This is a genomic window from Pseudomonas taetrolens (assembly GCF_900475285.1).
GTDB classification, from domain to species: domain Bacteria; phylum Pseudomonadota; class Gammaproteobacteria; order Pseudomonadales; family Pseudomonadaceae; genus Aquipseudomonas; species Aquipseudomonas taetrolens.
Genome location: NZ_LS483370.1, coordinates 4508418 through 4529034, shown reverse-complemented (window position 1 = coordinate 4529034; position 20617 = coordinate 4508418). Strand labels below are relative to the sequence as shown.

At 58.2% G+C, this 20617-nt stretch carries 16 protein-coding genes; 9 read left to right on the top strand and 7 right to left on the bottom strand.

Annotated features, from left to right (window positions below):
- Positions 1 to 129 precede the first annotated feature (129 nt).
- Positions 130 to 837, top strand: a complete 708-nt coding sequence (locus DQN55_RS20800; protein ID WP_048384057.1) for a phasin family protein — start codon at positions 130 to 132, stop codon at positions 835 to 837.
- Between the two features lie 54 nt (positions 838 to 891).
- Here the strand turns inward: DQN55_RS20800 and DQN55_RS20795 are convergent, their stop codons facing one another.
- The 6 genes from DQN55_RS20795 to DQN55_RS20770 form a co-directional block, all read right to left on the bottom strand.
- Positions 892 to 1263 carry a gamma-butyrobetaine hydroxylase family protein gene (locus DQN55_RS20795; protein ID WP_172601067.1) on the bottom strand — a complete coding sequence of 124 codons (372 nt, stop codon included), beginning with the start codon at positions 1261 to 1263 and terminating at the stop codon, positions 892 to 894.
- A 147-nt stretch (positions 1264 to 1410) separates the two neighbouring features.
- Positions 1411 to 2745 (bottom strand): ATP-dependent protease ATPase subunit HslU, encoded by a 1335-nt coding sequence (hslU, locus tag DQN55_RS20790; RefSeq protein WP_048384054.1) that lies wholly within the window; start codon positions 2743 to 2745, stop codon positions 1411 to 1413.
- Positions 2746 to 2812: 67 nt separating this feature from the next.
- On the bottom strand, positions 2813 to 3343 hold the full coding sequence (gene hslV / locus DQN55_RS20785; RefSeq protein WP_016783176.1) for an ATP-dependent protease subunit HslV: 531 nt from the start codon (positions 3341 to 3343) through the stop codon (positions 2813 to 2815).
- 157 nt (positions 3344 to 3500) lie between these two features.
- A complete protein-coding gene (locus DQN55_RS20780; protein WP_048384052.1) occupies positions 3501 to 4193 on the bottom strand; it encodes an SPOR domain-containing protein in 693 nt (230 codons plus the stop codon).
- 1 nt (position 4194) lies between these two features.
- A complete protein-coding gene (gene argS, locus DQN55_RS20775; protein WP_048384050.1) occupies positions 4195 to 5931 on the bottom strand; it encodes an arginine--tRNA ligase in 1737 nt (578 codons plus the stop codon).
- Positions 5932 to 6095: 164 nt separating this feature from the next.
- Positions 6096 to 8315 carry a primosomal protein N' gene (locus DQN55_RS20770; protein ID WP_048384048.1) on the bottom strand — a complete coding sequence of 740 codons (2220 nt, stop codon included), beginning with the start codon at positions 8313 to 8315 and terminating at the stop codon, positions 6096 to 6098.
- 219 nt (positions 8316 to 8534) lie between these two features.
- On the opposite strand from DQN55_RS20770, the gene rpmE reads away from it, so the two are divergent.
- The 8 genes from rpmE to DQN55_RS20730 all read left to right on the top strand — a co-directional run bounded on the left by rpmE (position 8535) and on the right by DQN55_RS20730 (position 18071).
- Entirely contained in the window at positions 8535 to 8762 is a 228-nt protein-coding gene (gene rpmE, locus DQN55_RS20765; RefSeq protein WP_048384046.1) for a 50S ribosomal protein L31, read from the top strand.
- A gap of 5 nt (positions 8763 to 8767) precedes the next feature.
- Complete coding sequence (locus DQN55_RS20760) at positions 8768 to 9595, top strand: thermonuclease family protein (RefSeq protein WP_048384044.1); 828 nt, start codon at positions 8768 to 8770, stop codon at positions 9593 to 9595.
- A 180-nt stretch (positions 9596 to 9775) separates the two neighbouring features.
- A complete protein-coding gene (locus tag DQN55_RS20755) occupies positions 9776 to 11044 on the top strand; it encodes a malic enzyme-like NAD(P)-binding protein (RefSeq protein WP_048384043.1) in 1269 nt (422 codons plus the stop codon).
- Between the two features lie 339 nt (positions 11045 to 11383).
- Positions 11384 to 13450, top strand: coding sequence for a type VI secretion system Vgr family protein (locus DQN55_RS20750; RefSeq protein ID WP_074703058.1), 2067 nt, complete (start codon positions 11384 to 11386; stop codon positions 13448 to 13450).
- Positions 13450 to 14304 carry a DUF4123 domain-containing protein gene (locus DQN55_RS20745; RefSeq protein ID WP_048382895.1) on the top strand — a complete coding sequence of 285 codons (855 nt, stop codon included), beginning with the start codon at positions 13450 to 13452 and terminating at the stop codon, positions 14302 to 14304. Before DQN55_RS20750 ends, DQN55_RS20745 begins: the two co-directional genes overlap by 1 nt.
- Positions 14301 to 15074 (top strand): hypothetical protein, encoded by a 774-nt coding sequence (locus tag DQN55_RS20740; protein ID WP_048382894.1) that lies wholly within the window; start codon positions 14301 to 14303, stop codon positions 15072 to 15074. The genes DQN55_RS20745 and DQN55_RS20740 overlap by 4 nt, the downstream gene beginning before the upstream one ends.
- A gap of 12 nt (positions 15075 to 15086) precedes the next feature.
- The gene (locus DQN55_RS20735) at positions 15087 to 15860 is read left to right on the top strand and encodes a hypothetical protein (protein WP_074703056.1); all 774 of its coding nucleotides are present in this window, start codon (positions 15087 to 15089) and stop codon (positions 15858 to 15860) included.
- 12 nt (positions 15861 to 15872) lie between these two features.
- A complete protein-coding gene (locus DQN55_RS20730; protein ID WP_231995628.1) occupies positions 15873 to 18071 on the top strand; it encodes a lipase family protein in 2199 nt (732 codons plus the stop codon).
- A 45-nt stretch (positions 18072 to 18116) separates the two neighbouring features.
- Here DQN55_RS20730 and DQN55_RS20725 read toward each other — a convergent pair whose 3' ends face one another.
- Positions 18117 to 20540 carry a penicillin-binding protein 1A gene (locus DQN55_RS20725; RefSeq protein ID WP_408634604.1) on the bottom strand — a complete coding sequence of 808 codons (2424 nt, stop codon included), beginning with the start codon at positions 20538 to 20540 and terminating at the stop codon, positions 18117 to 18119.
- Positions 20541 to 20617 lie beyond the last annotated feature (77 nt).

Sequence of the window (20617 nt, the reverse complement as noted above, 5' to 3'; positions counted from 1 at the left end):
CCAGCTTCTGATTCGACTGGCAGCAAGCGGACTTAGCGTCTACACCTGATTCAGGTGAGCATTTTGTTCATCTTGATGATTCGACGATCTGGCTCACTGACGTCGCGACTGCACATTGAGGGGAACACGATGGCTGCTAAGAAACCGGCTGCAAAAGAAAGCAATACGTGGGCAAGCAAGGTTGAAGAGTATTCACGCAAAATCTGGCTGGCAGGCTTGGGCGTGTACTCAAAGATTGACGCAGACGGCAGCAAGCTGTTTGACAGTCTGGTCAAGGATGGCGAAAAGGCGGAGAAACTGACCAAGGCTTCAGGGCCCAAGGCGACAACGTCCACCCGTTCCAAGGTCGAAGACGTTAAAGAATTGGCGCTGGGTAAATGGAGTGAATTGGAGGAAGCCTTCGACAAGCGCCTGAGCAGCGCGATTTCGCGCATGGGTGTACCGAGTCGTGATGAGGTCAAGGCCCTGCACGCCAAGGTTGAGACACTCACCAAGCACATTGAAAAACTGACGGCGGCCGCTGCCAAGGTGACGGCCACCAAAACCACGGCGGCCAGCAAGCCGGCTCCGGCTAGGGCTACGGTTAAAGCGGCCGCGAAACCTGCGCCAAAAGTGGCTGCCAAACCGGCGGCTAAAGCGGCAGCCAAACCCGCCGCAAAACCAGCGACCAAACCGGCCTCCAAGCCCGCGGTGAAACCCGCTGCAGCCAAACCTGCAGCCGCTAAAAAGCCTGCGGCCAAAAAACCGGCTGCGAGTAAAAAACCGACCGCCGCAAAAGCCCCTGCCGCCCCGACATCAACCGCTTCTGAAGTTAAACCGGCTACGCCAGCTTCTTGAGACGGTTGTGCCTGCAGGAGCGACCCGCGCGCTTCTGCAGGGCTTGCGGTGCGGTTACAGCATCAATTTGACGATGGATTCGGAAGGGTCGCGGGATTTTCCGGCTTTTTTCAGTTCGGCCAGATAGTCGGCCCACAAATCTTCCTGGCGTTGACCCAATTGATACAGGTAATCCCAGGTAAACAGGCCGCTGTCGTGGCCGTCGTCAAAGGTCAACTTCAAGGCGTACTGGCCAGCAGGTTCGACCTTGCTCAGGCCAACATTGATTTTGCCAAATTGCAGAATCGGCTTGCCGTGGCCTTGAACCTCGGCGGAGGGGGAATGCACGCGCAGAAATTCGGCAGGCAGATGAAACTCTTCGCCTGACGGGTATTTGAGGGTGAGGGTCTTCGAGGCTTTGTGCAGGTTGATGGCGCTGGGAATCATGGTCATAACCTATGGTCATCGCATAAGCACTGTAGCCGCTGCCGCAGGTTGCGATAAGGCCAAAGGCCTTCAGTGATCTCAAGATCCTGCGCCAACGAGGTTGGCGATCGCAGCCTGCAGCAGCGGCTACAAGGTGTGCACGCGGGCTTACAAGATGTAGCGCGAGAGGTCTTCGTTTTCGGCCAGCTCGCCCAGATGGCTGTTCACGTAGTCGGCGTCGATGCGAATCGGCTCGTCTTTTTGTGCACTGGCGATATCACCGGCACTGAAAGAAACCTCTTCGAGCAAACGCTCAAGCAGCGTGTGCAGGCGGCGAGCACCGATGTTCTCGGTTTTTTCGTTCACCTGCCAGGCGATTTCGGCCAGGCGCTTGATCCCTTCAGGCTGGAACTCGATGTTCAGGCCTTCGGTTTTCAGCAGCTCGCGGTATTGCTCGGTCAGCGAAGCATGTGGCTCGCTGAGAATGCGTTCGAAGTCTTCTGGTGTCAGCGCCTTGAGTTCGACCCGGATTGGCAGGCGACCTTGTAGTTCGGGCACCAGATCGCTTGGCTTGCTCAGGTGGAACGCACCGGACGCGATAAACAGGATGTGGTCGGTTTTGACCATGCCCAGTTTGGTGTTGACGGTGCAGCCTTCGATCAAGGGCAACAGGTCGCGTTGAACGCCTTCACGGGACACATCGGCGCCGCCGACATTACCGCGCTTGGCAACCTTGTCGATTTCATCGATAAACACAATGCCGTGCTGCTCAACCGCTTCCAGGGCCTTGGCCTTGAGTTCTTCATCATTGACCAGACGGCCGGCTTCTTCGTCACGCACCATTTTCAGGGCTTCTTTGACTTTCAGCTTGCGGCTTTTGCGCTTGCCTTTACCCATGTTGGCAAACAGGCTTTGCAGCTGATTGGTCATCTCTTCCATGCCAGGTGGCGCGGAGATATCAACCCCCGCCACATCGGCGACTTCGATTTCGATTTCCTTGTCGTCCAGCTGGCCTTCACGCAGACGCTTGCGGAACAGCTGGCGGGTGTTGGAGTCCTGCGGTACGGCGGCTTCTTCGCCGAACGTGCGCGCTGGCGGCAGCAGGGCGTCCAGAATGCGCTCTTCAGCGGCATCTTCGGCACGATGGCGAACCTTGACGATCTCTTGCTCGCGCAGCAGCTTGATGGCGGCGTCAGCCAGATCACGAATGATCGACTCGACGTCACGACCGACATAACCAACTTCGGTGAACTTGGTGGCTTCAACCTTGATGAACGGTGCGTTGGCCAGTTTGGCCAGGCGACGTGCGATTTCGGTTTTGCCGACACCGGTCGGGCCGATCATCAGGATGTTTTTCGGGGTGACCTCAACGCGCAGCTCTTCGGGCAGCTGCATCCGGCGCCAGCGGTTACGCAGGGCAATGGCAACGGCGCGCTTGGCGTCGTCCTGGCCGATGATGTGGCGATTGAGTTCGTGGACAATTTCGCGGGGAGTCATGGACATAGTAATTGGCGTTCCTCTAGCTGAATCAAGGTACACAAACGGGCCGGCAATGGGCCCGACAAGTGGCTTACTCGGCGAGGTCCTGCTCCTCAATAGTGATGTTGTGGTTGGTGAACACGCAGATGTCGCCAGCAATGCCGAGTGCTGTTTCGGCGATTTCACGGGCCGAAAGCTCGGTTTTCATCAACAGGGCGCGGGCTGCTGCTTGGGCGAATGCACCGCCTGAGCCCATAGCGATCAAGCCGTCTTCCGGCTCAACCACGTCACCGTTACCGGTGATGATCAAGGACGCGTCTTTGTTGGCCACGGCCAGCATGGCTTCAAGGCGGCTCAGCGAGCGGTCGGTACGCCATTCTTTGGCCAACTCGACAGCGGCGCGAACCAGATGGCCCTGGTGTTTTTCCAGTTGGCCTTCAAAGCGTTCGAACAGGGTAAATGCATCAGCGGTGGCACCGGCGAAACCGGCGATAACCTGGCCGTGATAGAGACGACGGACTTTTTTCGCGTTGCCTTTCATCACGGTATTGCCAAGGGAAACCTGGCCGTCGCCAGCCATGACGACTTTGCCGTGGCGGCGTACTGAAACGATGGTGGTCAAGGGAGAGTCTCCACGCAGCGGGGCGAAAATGCCTGATGGAGATACATATGGGGGTTGTCGCGGATATTTCAACAGCGGGGAGGGAATGCGGATGAATGGAGGGACGTCATCGTGAGCACGCTCGCGCTGCCTGCAGGCGCGAGCGTGCTCGTGATGGTCAGCGGCGTTGTTGCAGCAACAGGTTGTTGAACCCGCCACTCGCCAATTGCTTTTGGGCCACGGTCAGTTGTTCGCGGTTACTGAACGGGCCGACCAGCACTCGATACCAGGTTTCGTCTTTCACCGTGCCCGATTCGACCGAGGCGGACTGGCCGAGCAGGATGATTTGCGCACGCACCTTGTCGGCATCGGCTTGCTTGCGGAACGAGCCCGCTTGCAGGAAGAACTTGGTCACCGGTGCCGCCTTGGCCACCGGTGGCGCAGGTGGCGGGGTGAGGCCATTCAGGGCGGCCTGAGCACGGACCGTGTCGATTTTTGCCGCCTCGGCAGGCGTCACCGGCTTCAATGGCGCAGTTTGTGGCGTCGGCAGGGTTTTTTCCGGTACGGCCTCTGGCGGCACGATCACTTCAGACTCGGGCAGCAGCGTATAGAAGTCGTACTTTGGCTTGACCGGCTGCGTCGGGCTCGGAGCGGTTTTATTGGCCTCAGCGACTTGCGAAGCCTTTTGCTGCTCTTGCTTGACCCGTTTGACGTCGTCGCCCTTGCCAGGCTCGAGCTTCATCAAAAAAACGATAAAGGCGCCTACGGTCAGGCCGATGGCCATCCATAGCCAACCCGGGATCGGTTTTTTGGTCGGTGCCTGATACCGGCTGGCGCCGCGCTTTGGGGCAGGTTTTTTCTTGGCGGCCAACTTACATGCGCTCCAGAGTTTCCAGACCCAGCAGTTCCAGGCCTTGCTTGAGAGTACGGCCGGCCAGTGCTGCCAGGCGCAGGCGGCTTTGTTTCTGTGCTTCGTCTTCGGCGTTCAGGATCGGGCAGTTCTCGTAGAAGCTGGAGAACAGGCCTGCCACATCGTACAGGTACGTGCACAGGGTGTGCGGCGTGCCTTTTTCTGCAACGTTGTTCAGGACTTCACCGAACTGAGCCAGTTTGGCTGCCAGCTCTTGTTCTTGCGGCGCTGCCAGCACGATATGGCCGTCTACTTGATCGAAACGCTTGCCCAGCTTGCGGAAAACACCTGCCACACGGGTGTAGGCATACAGCAGGTACGGTGCGGTATTGCCTTCGAAATTCAACATCAGGTCGAAGTTGAAGCTGTAGTCGCTGGTACGGTGCTTGGACAAGTCCGCGTATTTCACGGCACCAATGCCGACCACTTTGGCGATTGCGCGCAGTTCTTCTTCCGCCAGTTCCGGGTTTTTCTCTTTAACCAGCGTGTAGGCGCGCTCTTTGGCTTCGTTGAGCAGGTCGATCAGTTTTACCGTGCCACCGTCGCGGGTCTTGAACGGACGGCCGTCAGCACCGTTCATGGTGCCGAAGCCCATGTGTTCCATTTCCATCGGGTGGGTGATGAAACCGGCCTTGCGTGCTACGGCGAACACCTGCTGGAAGTGCAGCGCCTGACGCTGGTCAACGAAGTACAGGACGCGATCGGCTTTCAATACACCGCTGCGATAGCGGATGGCTGCCAAGTCGGTAGTGGCGTACAGATAGCCACCGTCAGCCTTGACGATGATGACGGGCAGCGGCTCGCCTTCGGCGTTCTTGAACTCGTCGAGGAACACGCACTGAGCGCCGTTACTCTCGACCAGCATGCCCTTGGCCTTGAGGTCATTGACCACATTGATCAGGTCGTCGTTGTAGGCGCTTTCGCCCATCACGTCGGCCATGGTCAGTTTTACGTTCAAGAGTTCGTAGATTTTCTGGCAATGCGACAGCGAGATGTCTTTGAACTTTGTCCACAGGGCCAGGCAGTCCGCGTCGCCGGCTTGCAGCTTGACCACCAGGCTGCGGGCGCGATCCGCAAACTCGGGCGATTCGTCAAAGCGTTGCTTGGCCGCACGGTAGAAGTTCTCGAGATCAGACAACTCGTCGCTGGTGATCGGGTTTTCTTCCAGATAGGCCATCAGCATGCCGAACTGGGTGCCCCAGTCGCCCACGTGGTTTTGACGAATGACGTCGTCGCCGAGGAATTCCAGGACGCGCGCCACGCCGTCGCCAATGATGGTCGAGCGCAAGTGGCCGACGTGCATCTCTTTGGCCAGGTTGGGCGCGGACATGTCGATGACGGTGCGCATGGCTGGAGCAGCCTTGCGGACGCCGATGTGGGTATCGGCCAGGGCTGCGTCCAGGCGCGAGGCCAGGGCCTGTGTGTTCTGGAAGAAGTTCAGGAAGCCCGGGCCGGCGATTTCAGTCTTGCTGATTTGCTCATCGGCCGGCAGCGCGGCGATGATTTTTTCGGCCAGGTCGCGGGGCTTCATGCCGGCCGGCTTGGCCAGCATCATGGCGATGTTGCTGGCGAAGTCGCCGTGAGTCTTGTCACGGGCGTTTTCCACCTGAATCGCTGGCGTCAGGCCTTCAGGCAACACACCTTCTGTGACGAGTTGAGCTAGGGCTTGTTGAATCAGCTGGCGAATGGTGTCTTTCATGGTCTTCTCTTTCGACCGCAAGCGCGGTAGCGCTTCAGTGCGCAGGTGGAAAAACTGGGTATTGTCCGCTAACGGGGCGGCAAGCTTCAAGCCTTAAGCCGCAAGCCGGTAGCGATGCTTCATGGGGTGACACGTATTCATTTATAACGTGTGACTGCGTCAGCTTAGTAAAGGTCGACCGGATCGACGTCCAGCGACCAGCGTACCTGACGGCCACTGGGCATTTGCTCCAGGATCAGCAGCCATTGGTTGAGCAGTCGATGCAGGGGCGCCCGGGCAGTGGCTTGCAGTAAAAACTGGGCACGATAGCGCCCGGCACGGCGCTCCATGGGGGCCGGTACCGGGCCGAGCAACTCGATGCCGCCCAGGTTAAGTTCGACCAGCAGGCGTTCGGCTTCAGTGCAGGCTTCATCCAGAAAGCCTTCGGCCTGGCCCGGCTTGTGGGCTTCGGCGCGCAGCAGTGCCAAGTGCGCAAACGGCGGTAAACCGGCCGCCCGACGCTCGCTCAAGGCTTGCTCGGCGAAAGCGAAGTAACCTTGTTCGGTCAATTGAATCAGCAGCGGATGGTCAGCCAGATGGGTCTGGATGATCACTTTGCCCGGTTCTTCGGCGCGCCCCGCACGGCCAGCGACCTGGACGATCAATTGAGCCATGCGCTCGCTGGCGCGGAAGTCACCTGAGAATAAACCGCCATCGGCATCCAGAATCGAAACCAGGGTCACCCGCGGGAAGTGATGACCTTTGGCGAGCATTTGCGTGCCGATCAAAATACACGGCTGGCCCTTTTGAATCGTGGCAAACAACTGATTCATCGCGTCCTTGCGCGAGGTGCTGTCGCGATCGACCCGCAGTACGGGGTAATCAGGAAACAAAATTCCCAGTCGTTCTTCTGCCCGTTCGGTGCCTGCGCCCACGGGCCGCAGATCGACCTTGCCGCATTGCGGGCAATTGCGCGGCACGCGCTCGACATAGCCGCAGTGGTGGCAGCGCAGTTCTCCAGAGCGCTGATGAACGGTCATTCGGGCATCGCAACGCTGGCACTCCGACATCCAGCCGCAGTCATGACACAGCAGCGTAGGGGCGAAGCCGCGACGGTTGAGGAACACCAGCACTTGCTGGCCTGCCGCGAGGGTCTGGCCAATGGCTTGTTGCATGGGGCCGGAAATACCGCTGTCCAGCGGGCGACTTTTAACATCCAGCCGCAGGAAACGGGGTTGTTTGGCCCCGCCTGCACGTTCATTCAGGCGCAGCAGACCATAGCGGCCGGTGTAGGCGTTATGCAGGCTTTCGAGGGATGGCGTGGCGGAACCGAGCACGATCGGGATGTTTTCCTGACGCGCACGCACCAGTGCCAGGTCCCGGGCGTGGTAGCGCAACCCTTCCTGCTGCTTATAAGAGCCGTCATGTTCTTCGTCGATGATGATCAGCCCCGGGTTTTTCATCGGGGTGAACAGCGCCGAGCGGGTGCCGATAATAATGTCGGCCTCTCCATCGCGGGCGGCGAGCCAGCTTTCAAGGCGCTCGCGGTCGTTGACGGCCGAATGCACCAGGGCGATGCGCGCATTGAAACGCTGTTCGAAGCGAGCCAGGGTTTGCGGCCCCAGGTTGATCTCGGGGATCAGCACCAGCGCTTGCTTGCCGGCCAGCAGGGTTTCGCGGATCAGTTGCAAATACACTTCGGTCTTGCCGCTGCCTGTGACCCCAGCGAGCAAAAAGGCATGAAAGCTGTCGAAGCCTGCGCGAATGGCTTCATAGGCTGCGCGCTGTTCGCTGTTGAGCGGCAATTCGGGCTGTGCCAGCCAGTGTTCGTGGCGCTCGCTCGGCGCATGACGGCGAATCTCGACCTGCACCAGCTCTTTGGCCAGCAGCAGATCGAGGCTGTCCTTGCTCAGCATCAACTTGCTCAGCAGTTGATGGGCGACGCCATGGGGGTGCTGGGCAAGGGTCGCCAGGGCTTCACGCTGGCGCGGGGCACGGGCGATGCGCGGGTCGTCGAGTCTGGCCCCGGGGGCAATTTGCCAGAAGCGTTCCTGACGGGTTTCGGCCAGTTCACCCTGGCGCAACAGTACGGGCAGCGCCCAGCTCAGTGTGTCGCCCAAGCTGTGCTGGTAATACTGCGAGGTCCACAGGCACAGCTTGAATAATGAGGCGGGCAGCGGCGAGGTGGCATCGAGCAGGGCGATGGCCGGTTTGAGCTTGTCTGCAGGCACTTCACTGTGATCGACCACCTCGACCAGAATGCCGATCATTTCACGCCGCCCGAACGGTACCCGCAAGCGCATGCCAGGCTGTAATTGATGGCGCAGCACGCCGGCCGGCGCCCGGTAATCGAACAGGCGGCGCAAGGGGGAAGGCAGGGCAAGGCGCAAAATGGCGTCGGGCACGCGGGGCTCTCAAGTGATGAACGGCAAATATGGCCCGGAGCCTAGCAGACAACGCGGTCGGGGACTAAAAGGCCAGGCGTTTACAGATGAATGAATAGTGAAGGAGCATGCTTGGCCGCTTGCGTCAATGTAAAGGTCTGGTATTATCGGCGCCCTAAATTTACGTGCGGTATTCAACAATGGTGTTGAGTGGCGGCACGCTAGCCTGAGGAATACCCCATGAAAGCCGATATCCATCCAGCGTACGAAGTGATCGAAGTAACTTGCAGCTGCGGCAACAAGTTCCAGACTCGCTCCAACCTGTGCAAAGCACTGGCGACTGACGTATGCAACGAGTGCCACCCGTTCTACACCGGTAAGCAAAAAACTCTGGACGTTGGCGGTCGTGTTGATCGCTTCAAAACTCGTTTCGGTGCTTTCGGCGCAACGAAAAAAGCCGCCGAGTAAGGCGCATGACTTTGGACGGTCCTTTTGGTCTGGCCAGGTTATTGAAAAAGGCGTCCCTCGCGGGCGCCTTTTTTGTGCCTGCGATTTGGCTGTCGAATGTGCTGGCCGGGCCGTTGTGCCCTGCGCCGGGGGGCTTGTCTTATGCCCGGGTGCAGCAAGTGGTCGATGGCGACACGTTGCGCCTCAAGGATGGACGCAGCGTGCGCATGATTGGCCTCAATGCCCCCGAAACGGGTAAAAAAGGCCAATCCGCCGAGCCCTTCGCCGACGCCGCCCGCAAGCGGCTGCAAAACCTGGTCGCGCAGAGTGGTGGGCGTGTCGGGTTGTTGGCAGGCAAGCAGCCCCAGGACCGTTATGGACGTACGCTGGCCCATGTCTTTGGTGTCGATGGCAGTAACCTTGAAGCTAAAGTGCTGGCCGATGGTCTGGCGTATCAGGTGGCGATCGCCCCGAATGTCGAGCTGCTCGACTGTCAGCAAGCGGCTGAGCGTACTGCGCGGGCTGCGAGGTTGGGCCTTTGGCGACAGTCGCCGGTGCTCGCGCCGCAGCAAATAAGCCGCTCCGGATTTGCTGTAGTGGGGGGCACGGTGAGCAAGGTCCAGCGTAATCGCGGTGGCCTCTGGATCGATCTTCAGGGCGGTGTGGTGCTGCATATTGCAGCCGGTCAATTGAAACATTTCGATCAGCAAGACCTTGCCCGTCTGCAGGGCTCTAAGCTTGAAGCGCGTGGTTGGGTGCTGGATCGTTCTCGACGTGGAGGGCTCAAGCCGGGGCAGGCGCGCTGGATGCTCTCATTGACTCATCCAGGGATGATAAACGTCGGCGCGAAGTAAAATTGTAGACAATTTTAAAATAAGATTGTGGACACTATAACCCTTGCCGGGCGCGGCTCTTGGGCCAAAGTCTTAAGGCAAAGCCCTTGACACTGCTGACTGGTCAGTCTTGTCGGGACTTTGCGACACGCGTATGCTCGGCGATCCGTCTGTCCAACAGCAAAAAAGCGGAATGCCCACATGTCTGATTTGAAAACCGCCGCTCTCGAATATCATGCCCAGCCCCGCCCAGGGAAACTGAGTGTCGAGCTTACCAAACCTACCGCTACCGCCCGCGATCTAGCGCTGGCCTATAGCCCGGGTGTAGCCGAACCAGTGCGCGAAATCGCCCGCGACCCTGAGCTTGCCTACCAATACACCGGCAAAGGCAACCTGGTCGCCGTGATTTCTGATGGCACCGCGATTCTGGGCCTGGGTAACCTCGGCCCATTGGCCTCCAAGCCGGTTATGGAAGGCAAAGGCGTGCTGTTCAAGCGCTTTGCCGGTATCGATGTGTTCGACATTGAAGTCGACTCCGAAAGTCCGCAAGCCTTCATTGACACCGTTAAACGCATTTCCATCACCTTCGGTGGCATCAACCTCGAAGACATCAAAGCCCCTGAGTGCTTTGAGATCGAGCGCGCGCTGATCGAGCAATGCGACATCCCGGTGTTCCACGATGACCAGCATGGCACCGCTATCGTGACGGCTGCCGGCATGATCAACGCCCTGGAAATCGCTGGCAAAACCCTGGCTGAAGCCAAGATCGTTTGCCTGGGCGCCGGCGCTGCAGCCATCTCCTGCATGAAGTTGCTGGTGAGCATGGGTGCAACGATCGAAAACATCTACATGGTCGACCGTACCGGCGTCATCCACTCCGGCCGTGACGATCTGAACCAGTACAAAGCGGTGTTTGCACACGCGACTGAAAAACGCACATTGGCAGACGCAATGGAAGGCGCTGACGTGTTTGTCGGTCTGTCGGGTCCTAACCTGCTGAGCCCTGAGAACCTGCTGCGCATGGCGCCAAACCCGATCGTGTTCGCTTGCTCGAACCCGGACCCGGAAATCGCTCCAGAGCTGGCGCACGCCACGCGTGACGATGTGATCATGGCCACTGGCCGTTCGGACTACCCGAACCAGGTCAACAACGTACTGGGCTTCCCGTTCATCTTCCGTGGTGCTCTGGACGTTCGCGCCAAGCGCATCAACGAAGAAATGAAAATCGCGGCGGCCAACGCACTGCGTGAACTGGCCAAACTGCCAGTGCCGCAAGAAGTGTGTGACGCTTACGGCGGCATCAAGCTGGAATTCGGTCGTGAGTACATCATCCCGAAACCAATGGACGTGCGCCTGATCACCCTGATCTCCGATGCTGTCGCCAAAGCGGCCATCGAGACCGGCGTCGCCACCCTGCCGTACCCGAAGAACTACCCGCTGAAAAGCGTGGATGACGTGTTCAACGGCTAATTCCGTAGAACGTCTTCCCCAAACCCCGGCACGCAAGTGCCGGGGTTTTTTGTGAGCGACGATCAGAACCTGTCGGAGCGAATAGGCTCGCGACGGGTAAAAGATCGCTGCATTTACCCAATGGACACACGCGTTACCGCTCGCGCCTGCAGAGATTTTTTCGCTTAAAGGGCGGGTATTACAGCTGTTGGGATGAACAAACTTGTACTGATTTATCTACTTCTTCTGGCAATTAGAGAAGTCTCCTACATCCGCTGCTAGGCCCATCCGTTAGCGTTTACCTCCTTGTTGTGGGCGCCTTTGTTCTGAAGCGTGCCCTCTACGTTTGAGGAGCCACGGATGCCCACGATTGACCGTCATAAGCGCTTTAGCCTGAGTATCAACGCTGCCGAATCCGAGTTTCAGGTACTGGGGTTTACCGGCGATGAAGCCATCAGCACGCCCTTTGCCTTTACCGTCGAACTGGTCAGCGAGCGCGCTGATCTGGCGCTCGACGCGTTGCTGCATCAGCCGGCTTATCTGGCGTTTGACGGCGAGGGCAACGGTGTTCACGGGAAGATTTCCAGCATCGCCCTGAGCAGCCCGGGCCCGCGGCTGACGCACTACCGTCTGACGCTGGTGCCGCAACTGGCCTACCTGGAACATCGCACCAACCAGCGAATTTTCCAGCGGCAGACCGTGCAGCAAATCATCGAAACCGTGCTTGAAGAGCACGGCATTTTCAGCAATGCCTACCTGTTCAATTCACTCTCGTCCTACCCGCCTCGGGAGTACTGCGTGCAGTACGGCGAATCGGACCTGCACTTTATTCAGCGCCTGTGTTTTGAAGAGGGTTTTCACTACCATTTTCGGCATTCGCCTGACGGCCATGTGCTGGTGTTCGGTGATAAACAACAGGCGTTCAGCCTGCTCACGCGGCCTACACCTTACGTGCAAGATGCCGGGATGGTGGCCAGGGAACCGTCGATCGAGCGCTTTGGCTTGCACCTCGAAACCCGGACCAACCGCACGGTGCGTCGCGATTATGACTTCGAAAAAGCCAGCCGCATCCTGCAGGCTGAAAGCAGCGCCGACCCCGATAGGCAGGTCCTCGAACACTACAGCTACCCCGGCGGCTTCAGCGCAACCGCCCACGGTGAACAACAAAATCAGCGGGCCCTTGAGCACCATCAAACCGGTTATCGCCAGGGCAATGGCAGCAGTGACCAACCGTGCCTGAGCAGCGGTCACTTTCTGACCATCAGCGAGCACCCGCATGCGGCCTGGAATGCCCGCTGGTTGCTGACCCGGGTTCACCACGAGGGCAAACAACCGCAAGCACTCGAAGAGCAAGGCCGCATCCCGCAGATGACCGCTTCGAACGGCTTTACCCAGGGCTACCGCAACACTTTTCACGTCACCCCTGAAGACGTGACCTACCGCCCGCAACAGGTTTTCGCCAAGCCGAGGATCCTCGGCAGCCAGACCGCCCGCGTAACTGGCCCGGCGGGGGAAGACATCCATTGCGATCAGTTTGGCCGGGTTCGGGTCAGCTTTCATTGGGATCGCAGCGCAATCAACGACGATCAAAGCAGTTGCTGGGTGCGGGTAGCGTCGAGCTGGGCCGGAGACCGCTATGGCAGCGTGACCATCCCCCGGGTGGGCATGGAAGTGCTGGTGACGTATCTGGACGGCGACCCCGACAGGCCGATCATTTCCGGTTGCCTGGTCAACAGCCTCAACCCGGCGCCGCTGGTATTGCCTGCAGACAAAACCCAAAGCGTGTTTCGCAGTCGCAGCACGCCGGGTGGCAGCGGTTTCAACGAACTGCGCATCGAGGACCGCAAAGGCCAGGAGCTGATCTACCTGCACGCCCAGCGCGATCTGGAACAACACGTCAAACATGACAGCCGCGTGCAGATTGATGGCAAGTCCGAAGCGACCATCAGCGGGGACAGCGTGGCGGTGCTCGAAGCCGAAGAGCAACGCACCGTCAGCGGTGACCGCAAGGTGCAACTCAATGCCAACGACCACCTGAACATCGCCGCCAGCAGCCACACCCGCGTCGGCCAGGCGCTGGTGGCCGAAGCCGGGCTGGAAGTCCACCTCAAGGCCGGCGCGCGGTTGGTACTCGATGCCGGCGCCAGCATCACCCTGATGGCCGGTGGGCAACACATCGTGATCAGCGCGGCGGGGATCTACAGCAGCAGCCCGATTGTGCCCGGCGGCGTACCGGTGCCGGGGACGCCGGCGAATCCGTTGTTGCCGGGTGAGTCTGAACGCCTGCTTGCGCCGCAAGCCTTGCCGGCCCCCCTCGCGTCTTATCAGCAAAGACTGATGACCTCAACGCATGACTCAGGCGTTGAATTCTGCCCGCTGTGCGAGGCCTGCGAAAACGCTATGTGCTTGCCTGAAGGAGGCCTGTGATGAGCCCTGTATCACCCTGGCAATGGATAGAAGAGCAACACCGTCAAGGTCGTGAGCTGTGCCTGATTCTGGACTCGCTGGGCGAGATGGAGACCCGACAGACGCTGCTCAATGGTCGCGCTTGCGACCGCTATGCCAGCGTTTATGACCAAACATCGGTGGCCCGGTTGGCGAATGCCGGGCCGTACCTGATTTTGCTCAGCAGGGCTGACACTGAGGCCTTGTCCGGCCTTTTGGGCGCGCCCGAACGTAACTGGGGTTGGCTGGCCAGTATCGCTCAAGGTGATCTGCCAGCGTTGCTGGAGCATTGGCGCCAACGATTTTTGCTCGACTCGCGCCCCAATCAAGCGCTGTACCGTTTTCACGACAACCGAACGCTAACCCGTGCGCTTGATCATCTATCGCCAGATGCACTCCCGCCTTACCTGGGCCCCACGATCAGCCTGTGCTACTGGCAGGGCGAACACTGGCTTGCTTTAGACAACCCGGCGCCCGGGGAGTACCCGTTGCCAGCCATGCCTGAATGGCTGCAGGTCCCAACGCCAGGCCGTCTGCGCGGACAGGTGCATGTCATCAATGTGTACCGCTACTTATTGGCCCACCATTACGAGGCACTTCGGCAATTGGCCAGGCATCGAAGGCCTCTTGCGTGGATACATGCGCAACGGATGCAGGCTGAACAGTGGGGGTGGCTGGAACAAGAACACCTGCAATTTCTAGCGCTGCACAGCCTTCCGCGCCCCGGCTACGGCGTCCCGGATGCGTGGAACCCACGGCCTGATGAAACGCCACACATGCACTTCGAAAGAGTCAGCCAGATGGCAGGGTTCTCGCAAGGCGAGGGTGTTTTGTGAAGAGCGTATTCAAGGGGCTGGTGTTGTTCTGTGGCCTGTTGAGTCTCTCGGGCTGTTCACCGAGCAAGTCGGAGACCTTTACCTTCACCGCCGAGTTGCCGCCCAATGTTTATTATCGTGCTTCCGCTGTTTATGTTCCGGCCAAAGGCGAGACGTGCAGGGTGCCCGGTGGCAAGAATACTTGGGTTGGATTTAATCGGCATTGGCGAAAAGAGTACAAGCCCGATTCGACGATAGCCCTTTATCGCACCGTGAGTGGTTGCCCGTTGGTGATTAGTCATATCAGGCTGGATATTAACGCTGTTTATGGTGAGGACTGGGGTGATCAGGGTGGGGATAGCGCTGGCGTGGCCATCCGTGAAGAGCTGCCCATTGAATATAAAGAGCATTTTAACGCCGGCGGTGTAAGTACCTTTTACGGACAATGCCAGTGGTTGTTTCGCACATCGGGCTCGAAGCGGCGAATAGTAAAAATTCTTGATTGTAAAGATACCGATGCCACGGGGGCGTTAACCCGTGGTCGCCCTGTTGCGGGTTATACCCTGGATCAATTACCCGGCAAGACGGTGAAGATGAAAATCAAACTGCTGGCGGAAGAAAGGCCCTATATGGGTGATACGTGGGTGAAAGTACCTAATGGTTGGAAACGCTGTATGGGTGAAAGTTTTGAGGATCAATATGCTTTTTGTGATGAAAATTATAAAGACTTCAGCCATTTCATGATGCCAGACGGAAGACAGTGCACTGTTTATCCGGGCTGTACGGAATAAGGGGGTCTGTTGATGAAGAGCGTATTTAAGGGGCTGGTGTTGGTCTGTGGCCTGTTGAGTCTCTCGGGCTGTTCACCGAGCAAGTCGGAGACCTTTACCTTCACCGCCGAGTTGCCGCCCAATGTTTATTATCGTGCTTCCGCTGTTTATGTTCCGGCCAAAGGCGAGACGTGCAGGGTGCCCGGTGGCAAGAATACTTGGGTTGGATTTAATCGGCATTGGCGAAAAGAGTACAAGCCCGATTCGAAGATAGCGCTTTATCGCACCGTGAGTGGTTGCCCGTTGGTGATTAGTCATATCAGGCTGGATATTAACGCTGTTTATGGTGCGGGCTGGAGCGATCAGGGCGGAGATAGTGCTGGGGTCGTGTTTCGTGAAGAGCTGCCCATTGAATATAAAGAGCATTTTAACGCCGACGGTGTAAGTACTTTTTACGGGCAATGTCAGTGGTTGTTTCGTACGTCGGGTAAACCCCGCGTTCTTAGAAAGATTCTTGATTGTAAAGATACCGATGCCACGGGGGCGTTAACCCGTGGTCGCCCTGTTGCGGGTTATACCCTGGATCAATTACCCGGTAAGACAGTGAAGATGAAAATCAAACTGCTGGCGGAAGAAAGACCTTATAAGCGAGACACTTGGGTGAAAGTGCCAAATGGCTGGAAGCGCTGTATGGGTAAGGGGTTTGAGGATCCATATGCTTTTTGTAGAGGGAATTATAAAGACTTCAGTCATTTCATGATGCCGGACGGCAAGCAGTGCATTGTTTATCCAGGCTGTACGGAATAAAAGGGGTGGCAAGTGATCAAGTCTGACAGCATTAAAAGTTTTGATTTGAAAGGGCGGATGTTTTCGTGCTCTGTACAAGGCAAACAGACCAGCTTTCAGTTGGTCGATGAATTTGGTTCAGGAATGCCGTATGCGGGGCTTGCCTATGAGGTTGTTGATTTTGAAGGGTTGCAGTACAGCGGTTTTTTGGATTCAACTGGTGTGGGGCGTGTTAAAAATCATTGTGCTGGATCCATTGCAGTGACAATGATGACTCCCTATAAAGATGCTAAGGATTACTATTATGATCTTATAACGCGTGAGCACTACCCTCTTGAAATTACCGAGCTTCAAGTCAGAGCCGAAAATACCCGGTACTTCAACAAGGACGGTTCGCGAACTGTACAAAAACCGGCGCTGAGCAACGCCACGGATGAATATTATCAAATCGAAGTTCGGCACTTGGTCAAGCATGTTTCGCACTTGCCGCCGAAAGTGCCGCGGCACTTTCCACTGGACGTGGGGCCTCGCCGTTTGATGTGGCCGCGGGGGGAGTTCGGTGTTTGCCTTGCGCCAGATCGCCATACCGTGCTGGAAGTTCGCCCGCTACGGGCTTTGCGGCCGATGCTGTCGACCGATCCGGCCTTTTGCGCACTTAACCTGTATCAATTGGCCTTGATGGCGACGTTGAGCTATTGCCCTTTTGGCCAGGAGCCCGACGAGCAGCCGGTCACCACTCCCACGGTCAGCTTTCCGCTGGAACCGAGTGTGGGCAACTGGTTTGGCGATAGGCTCGCCACGTTCAAGGAAAACTGGCAGGTCAACCCCGAGCAGACCGAGCCCTATTACCCGTTGTATGAAGACGTGCCGTATTCCAGGCGGCTGGAGATCGTGCCCTTTGACCCGGAGTTATACCCGGCCAATAACCCTTTGTTGGGGCCGGATCAGGAGAACCCCGCCAACCTTCACTTTCTCGATGATACCAAGGAGGGGGCAGAAGGTACCGACACCCAGGCCTTTGTCAGCCATAACGATGAGGTCGTTGTGATCGCCGTTCGCGGCACCAGTGCAGGAGCGGATTTTTTGCGTGATGCCGATGCACTGCAAGTGCCTTTTGAGGAGGGAGAGGGCAAGGTGCATCGTGGTTTTTATGAGGCTGCAAAAGTGGCGGCGGCCTTTGTAAGCAGGTACCTCGACAAATTCCACGCCGGCCAAAAAATTCTGATTTGTGGTCACAGCCTTGGCGGAGCCATTGCGTTGATTCTTTCGCAAATGCTGTGCAAGCGACCTGAAGGATACGACGTCCTGCTCTACACCTACGGCGCGCCCCGCGCTGGCGACGCCACGTTTGTCAGCGCCGCGCAGTCGCTGGTGCATCACCGAACCGTCAACCACAACGACCCGATCCCCAGTGTGCCGGCGACCTGGATGAATACCAAATCCCCGGTGTATGGCACAGGTGCTGTGCTCACCTTCAGCAATGTACCGGTTGGGCTCTCGGTGTTCGCGCTGGGGCTGACCAACCTGACCGGCGAGCCTTATCAGCATCACGGCACGCTTCGCCATTTTATGCCCGTGGAATTGGGGCTGGGCGGGGTGTCGCATCTGTTATGGGCGCCGGCATGCGACACGGTTATTCAGCATGCCGTGAGCAGTGCCGCGCTCGGGCAAAATAACGGCTTACCCGCGCGCGACAGCTTTCTTCGCCAGTTAATCGACATGGCTCATCACTTTATGGTGGACAGTTATATCCCCAATTGCTGGGCTGCACTGCGTCGCTATAAAGAGGCGCTGGAGAACCGCACTTCACGGGTGAGCAGTCGTGAGTTTGATTTCGTCGACCAGGCGTTCAAGCAAATCTCTGGGCAATTGCGTACTCAATTCATCGAGATGGCGACGCTGCCGGACAAGAAAGTGCAGGCGCAAGCGAGCGCCAGAACGCTGCTGATACGCGAGCACAACCGGGTCGATGTCACACGTACGCGTTTGAACAGCATGAGGTTTGAGGTGCCTACGCAGGCTGATGTCTACGGCCATTTCGCACAACAGCCTGAGCAGTTGACGGACAGCCTGGAGCGATGGCTTGCCCACAGCAAAAACACCCGCGCTGAACCATTGGCCATGGCACCTCAGGAGGCGGAGGTGCGAGTCGATATGGCTTCACTGGATGATCCCCTGCGTGATCACGTGATCGGCGCGTGTTACACAGGGGATATTCTGGATTTGGGTTAGATCGCAGCAAGCGTCCGTCTTGCTGCATACCCATAGCGCCCTCTATCAGAAGAGGTCGATTGGCGCCCCTTCGTCTGCCGGCAGCGGTGTACCTGGCGCAGAGCCATTTCCAAACTCGCTGTTGGTCGGTGGCGTGTCTTCGCTCTTGAACAGCTCGAAATAGGCGCCAGGCGTGCCTGGAGACGCAATGCGGCCGCTTGTCGGGTCGATGCGCAGGCTCAGGATCCCTTCAGGCTCGGGCTGGGTGTGTGCCGGTTTGTCCTTGAGCGCACCGCCCATGTAGCTGATCCAGATCGGCAGCGCGACAGTGCCGCCGTATTCGCGACGGCCGAGGCTTTCGGGTTGGTCAAAGCCGGTCCACACGGTGGTGACATAGTCGGCGTTGTAACCGGAGAACCAGGCATCCTTGGATTCGTTGGTCGTACCGGTTTTGCCCGCCAGGTCTGTACGGCCCAGCGAGAGGGCACGGCGGCCGGTACCGCGCTTGATCACGTCCTGCAGCATGCTGGTGAGGATGTAGGCGGTGCGGCCGTCGATGATGCGCTCAGCCACGGCCCGGGTTTCGACGGTCGGCAGGCCAGGTGCGGCGTTAATGGTGTCGATGGTCAGTGCTTCGGCTTCCTGCGGTACATCCTTGCGGGCTGCTTCAGGCACTTGAGGCGGATTGGCCACGAACAGACTCTCGCCGTTACGGCTTTCGATCCTGTCGATCAGGTACGGTGTGATTTTGTACCCGCCGTTGGCAAATGTGCTCCAGCCGGTGGCGATTTCCATCGGGGTCAGGGTGGCAGTGCCCAGGGCCAGCGACAGGTTGCGCGGCAGGTCCTGTTTGTTGAAACCGAACTTGCTGATGTAGTCGATGGTGCGGTCGACGCCCAGGCTTTGCAGCAAGCGGATCGAAACCAGGTTGCGCGACTTGTACAGTGCTTCGCGCACACGGATCGGGCCGAGGAATGTATTGGTGTCGTTTTTCGGGCGCCAGACTTTATCCAGATACTCGTCGACGAACACGATCGGAGCGTCGTTCACCAGGGTGGCGGCGGTGTAGCCGTTATCCAGGGCAGCGCTGTAGACGAAAGGCTTGAAGCTTGAGCCCGGCTGACGCTTGGCCTGCATGGCGCGGTTGTAGTTGCTCTGCTCGAATGCAAAGCCGCCGACCAGTGAGCGAATGGCGCCGTTGTTCGGATCAAGCGACACCAGCGCACCTTGTACGTTGGGCACCTGGCTGAATTTGAGGCTGCCGTCGGCTTGCGGCTGGACGCGAATCAGGTCGCCGACTTGTGCCACATCCGAAGGTTGCTTGGGCATCGGCCCCATGCTGTTGGTGTTGAGAAAACGCCGGGCCCATTTCATCGTGTCCCACGCGACACGGCCTTCACCGCTTCGGGTCAGGACTTGCAGGCCGTCTTTGTCGACCCGGGTCACGATGGCCGGTTCAAGGCCGCTGAATGGACGCTGTTTGGCGAGCTCCTGGCTCCAGGTGTCGAGGGTCTTTCCGGGCAGGCGTGACTCTGGGCCGCGGTAGCCGTGGCGCTGGTCGTAGATGATCAGGCCTTCATGAACCGAATCGTTGGCCAGCACCTGCAGGTCGCTCGGCACCGTGGTGGTCACGCGATAGCCTTCAGTGTAAGCCTCGCTGCCATAGCGCCCGACCATCTCGGCGCGGGCCATTTCTGCGATGTAAGGTGCGCTGACTTCCGGGGTCGGTACGTGATAAGTGGCGTTGACCGGTTCTGCAATGGCCGCTTCGTAGCTGGCCTGATCAATTTTGCCCAGCTTGTACATGCGCCCCAGGATCCAGTCGCGGCGCTCTTTGCTGCGTACCGGATTGGCCAGCGGGTTAAAGCGCGAAGGGGCTTTAGGCAGGCCGGCAATCATGGCCATCTGCGCCAGGCTGAGATCGCGGATCGATTTGCCGTAGTAAACCTGTGCGGCAGCTTCGATGCCGTAAGCACGGTTGCCCAGGTAAATCTTGTTCACGTACAGCTCAAGAATCTCGTTCTTGGTCAGTTCGCGTTCGATTTGCAGGGCCAGCAGGATTTCGTTGGTTTTGCGGGAAAAGCTGCGTTCGCTGGACAGGAAATAGTTCTTCGCCACCTGCATGGTGATGGTGCTGCCCCCCGATTGTATGTGTCCGCTTTTTACAAGCTGGGTCGCGGCACGCATCAGGCTACTGGGGTCGACCCCGTAATGATGGGCGAAGTTGTCATCTTCTGCTGAGAGCAAAGCATTGATGAAATTGGGCGGAATGTCGGCGAACTTGATCGGAGAGCGGCGCATTTCGCCAAACTCTGCGATCAGTTTTCCATCGCTTGTGTAGACCCGCAAAGGAATCTGCAACTGGATACTTCTCAACGACTCTACGGACGGCAAGCCAGGACTAAGATAGAGAAACGCGCCGCTCAGCGCGAGCAGGAGCCCGCAGAACACAGCAACGAAAGACCACCCGAAAAACTTCAGCAGACGAATCAAGGCTTTTGGATTTCCAGATTAAGAAATGGGTGTGCACGTCAGGGTAGTGCGCAGCTGCGCCGGGTCGACGATAC

Bases quoted from the DNA above. Each gene is read 5' to 3' on its own strand.
- DQN55_RS20735 (WP_074703056.1), top strand. From the start codon at position 15,087: ATGAAGAGCGTATTTAAGGGGCTGGTGTTGGTCTGTGGCCTGTTGAGT.
- DQN55_RS20750 (WP_074703058.1), top strand. From the start codon at position 11,384: ATGCCCACGATTGACCGTCATAAGCGCTTTAGCCTGAGTATCAACGCT.
- hslU (WP_048384054.1), bottom strand. From the start codon at position 2,745: ATGTCCATGACTCCCCGCGAAATTGTCCACGAACTCAATCGCCACATC.
- DQN55_RS20755 (WP_048384043.1), top strand. From the start codon at position 9,776: ATGTCTGATTTGAAAACCGCCGCTCTCGAATATCATGCCCAGCCCCGC.
- DQN55_RS20795 (WP_172601067.1), bottom strand. From the start codon at position 1,263: ATGATTCCCAGCGCCATCAACCTGCACAAAGCCTCGAAGACCCTCACC.
- DQN55_RS20745 (WP_048382895.1), top strand. From the start codon at position 13,450: ATGAGCCCTGTATCACCCTGGCAATGGATAGAAGAGCAACACCGTCAA.
- rpmE (WP_048384046.1), top strand. From the start codon at position 8,535: ATGAAAGCCGATATCCATCCAGCGTACGAAGTGATCGAAGTAACTTGC.
- DQN55_RS20760 (WP_048384044.1), top strand. From the start codon at position 8,768: ATGACTTTGGACGGTCCTTTTGGTCTGGCCAGGTTATTGAAAAAGGCG.
- argS (WP_048384050.1), bottom strand. From the start codon at position 5,931: ATGAAAGACACCATTCGCCAGCTGATTCAACAAGCCCTAGCTCAACTC.
- DQN55_RS20800 (WP_048384057.1), top strand. From the start codon at position 130: ATGGCTGCTAAGAAACCGGCTGCAAAAGAAAGCAATACGTGGGCAAGC.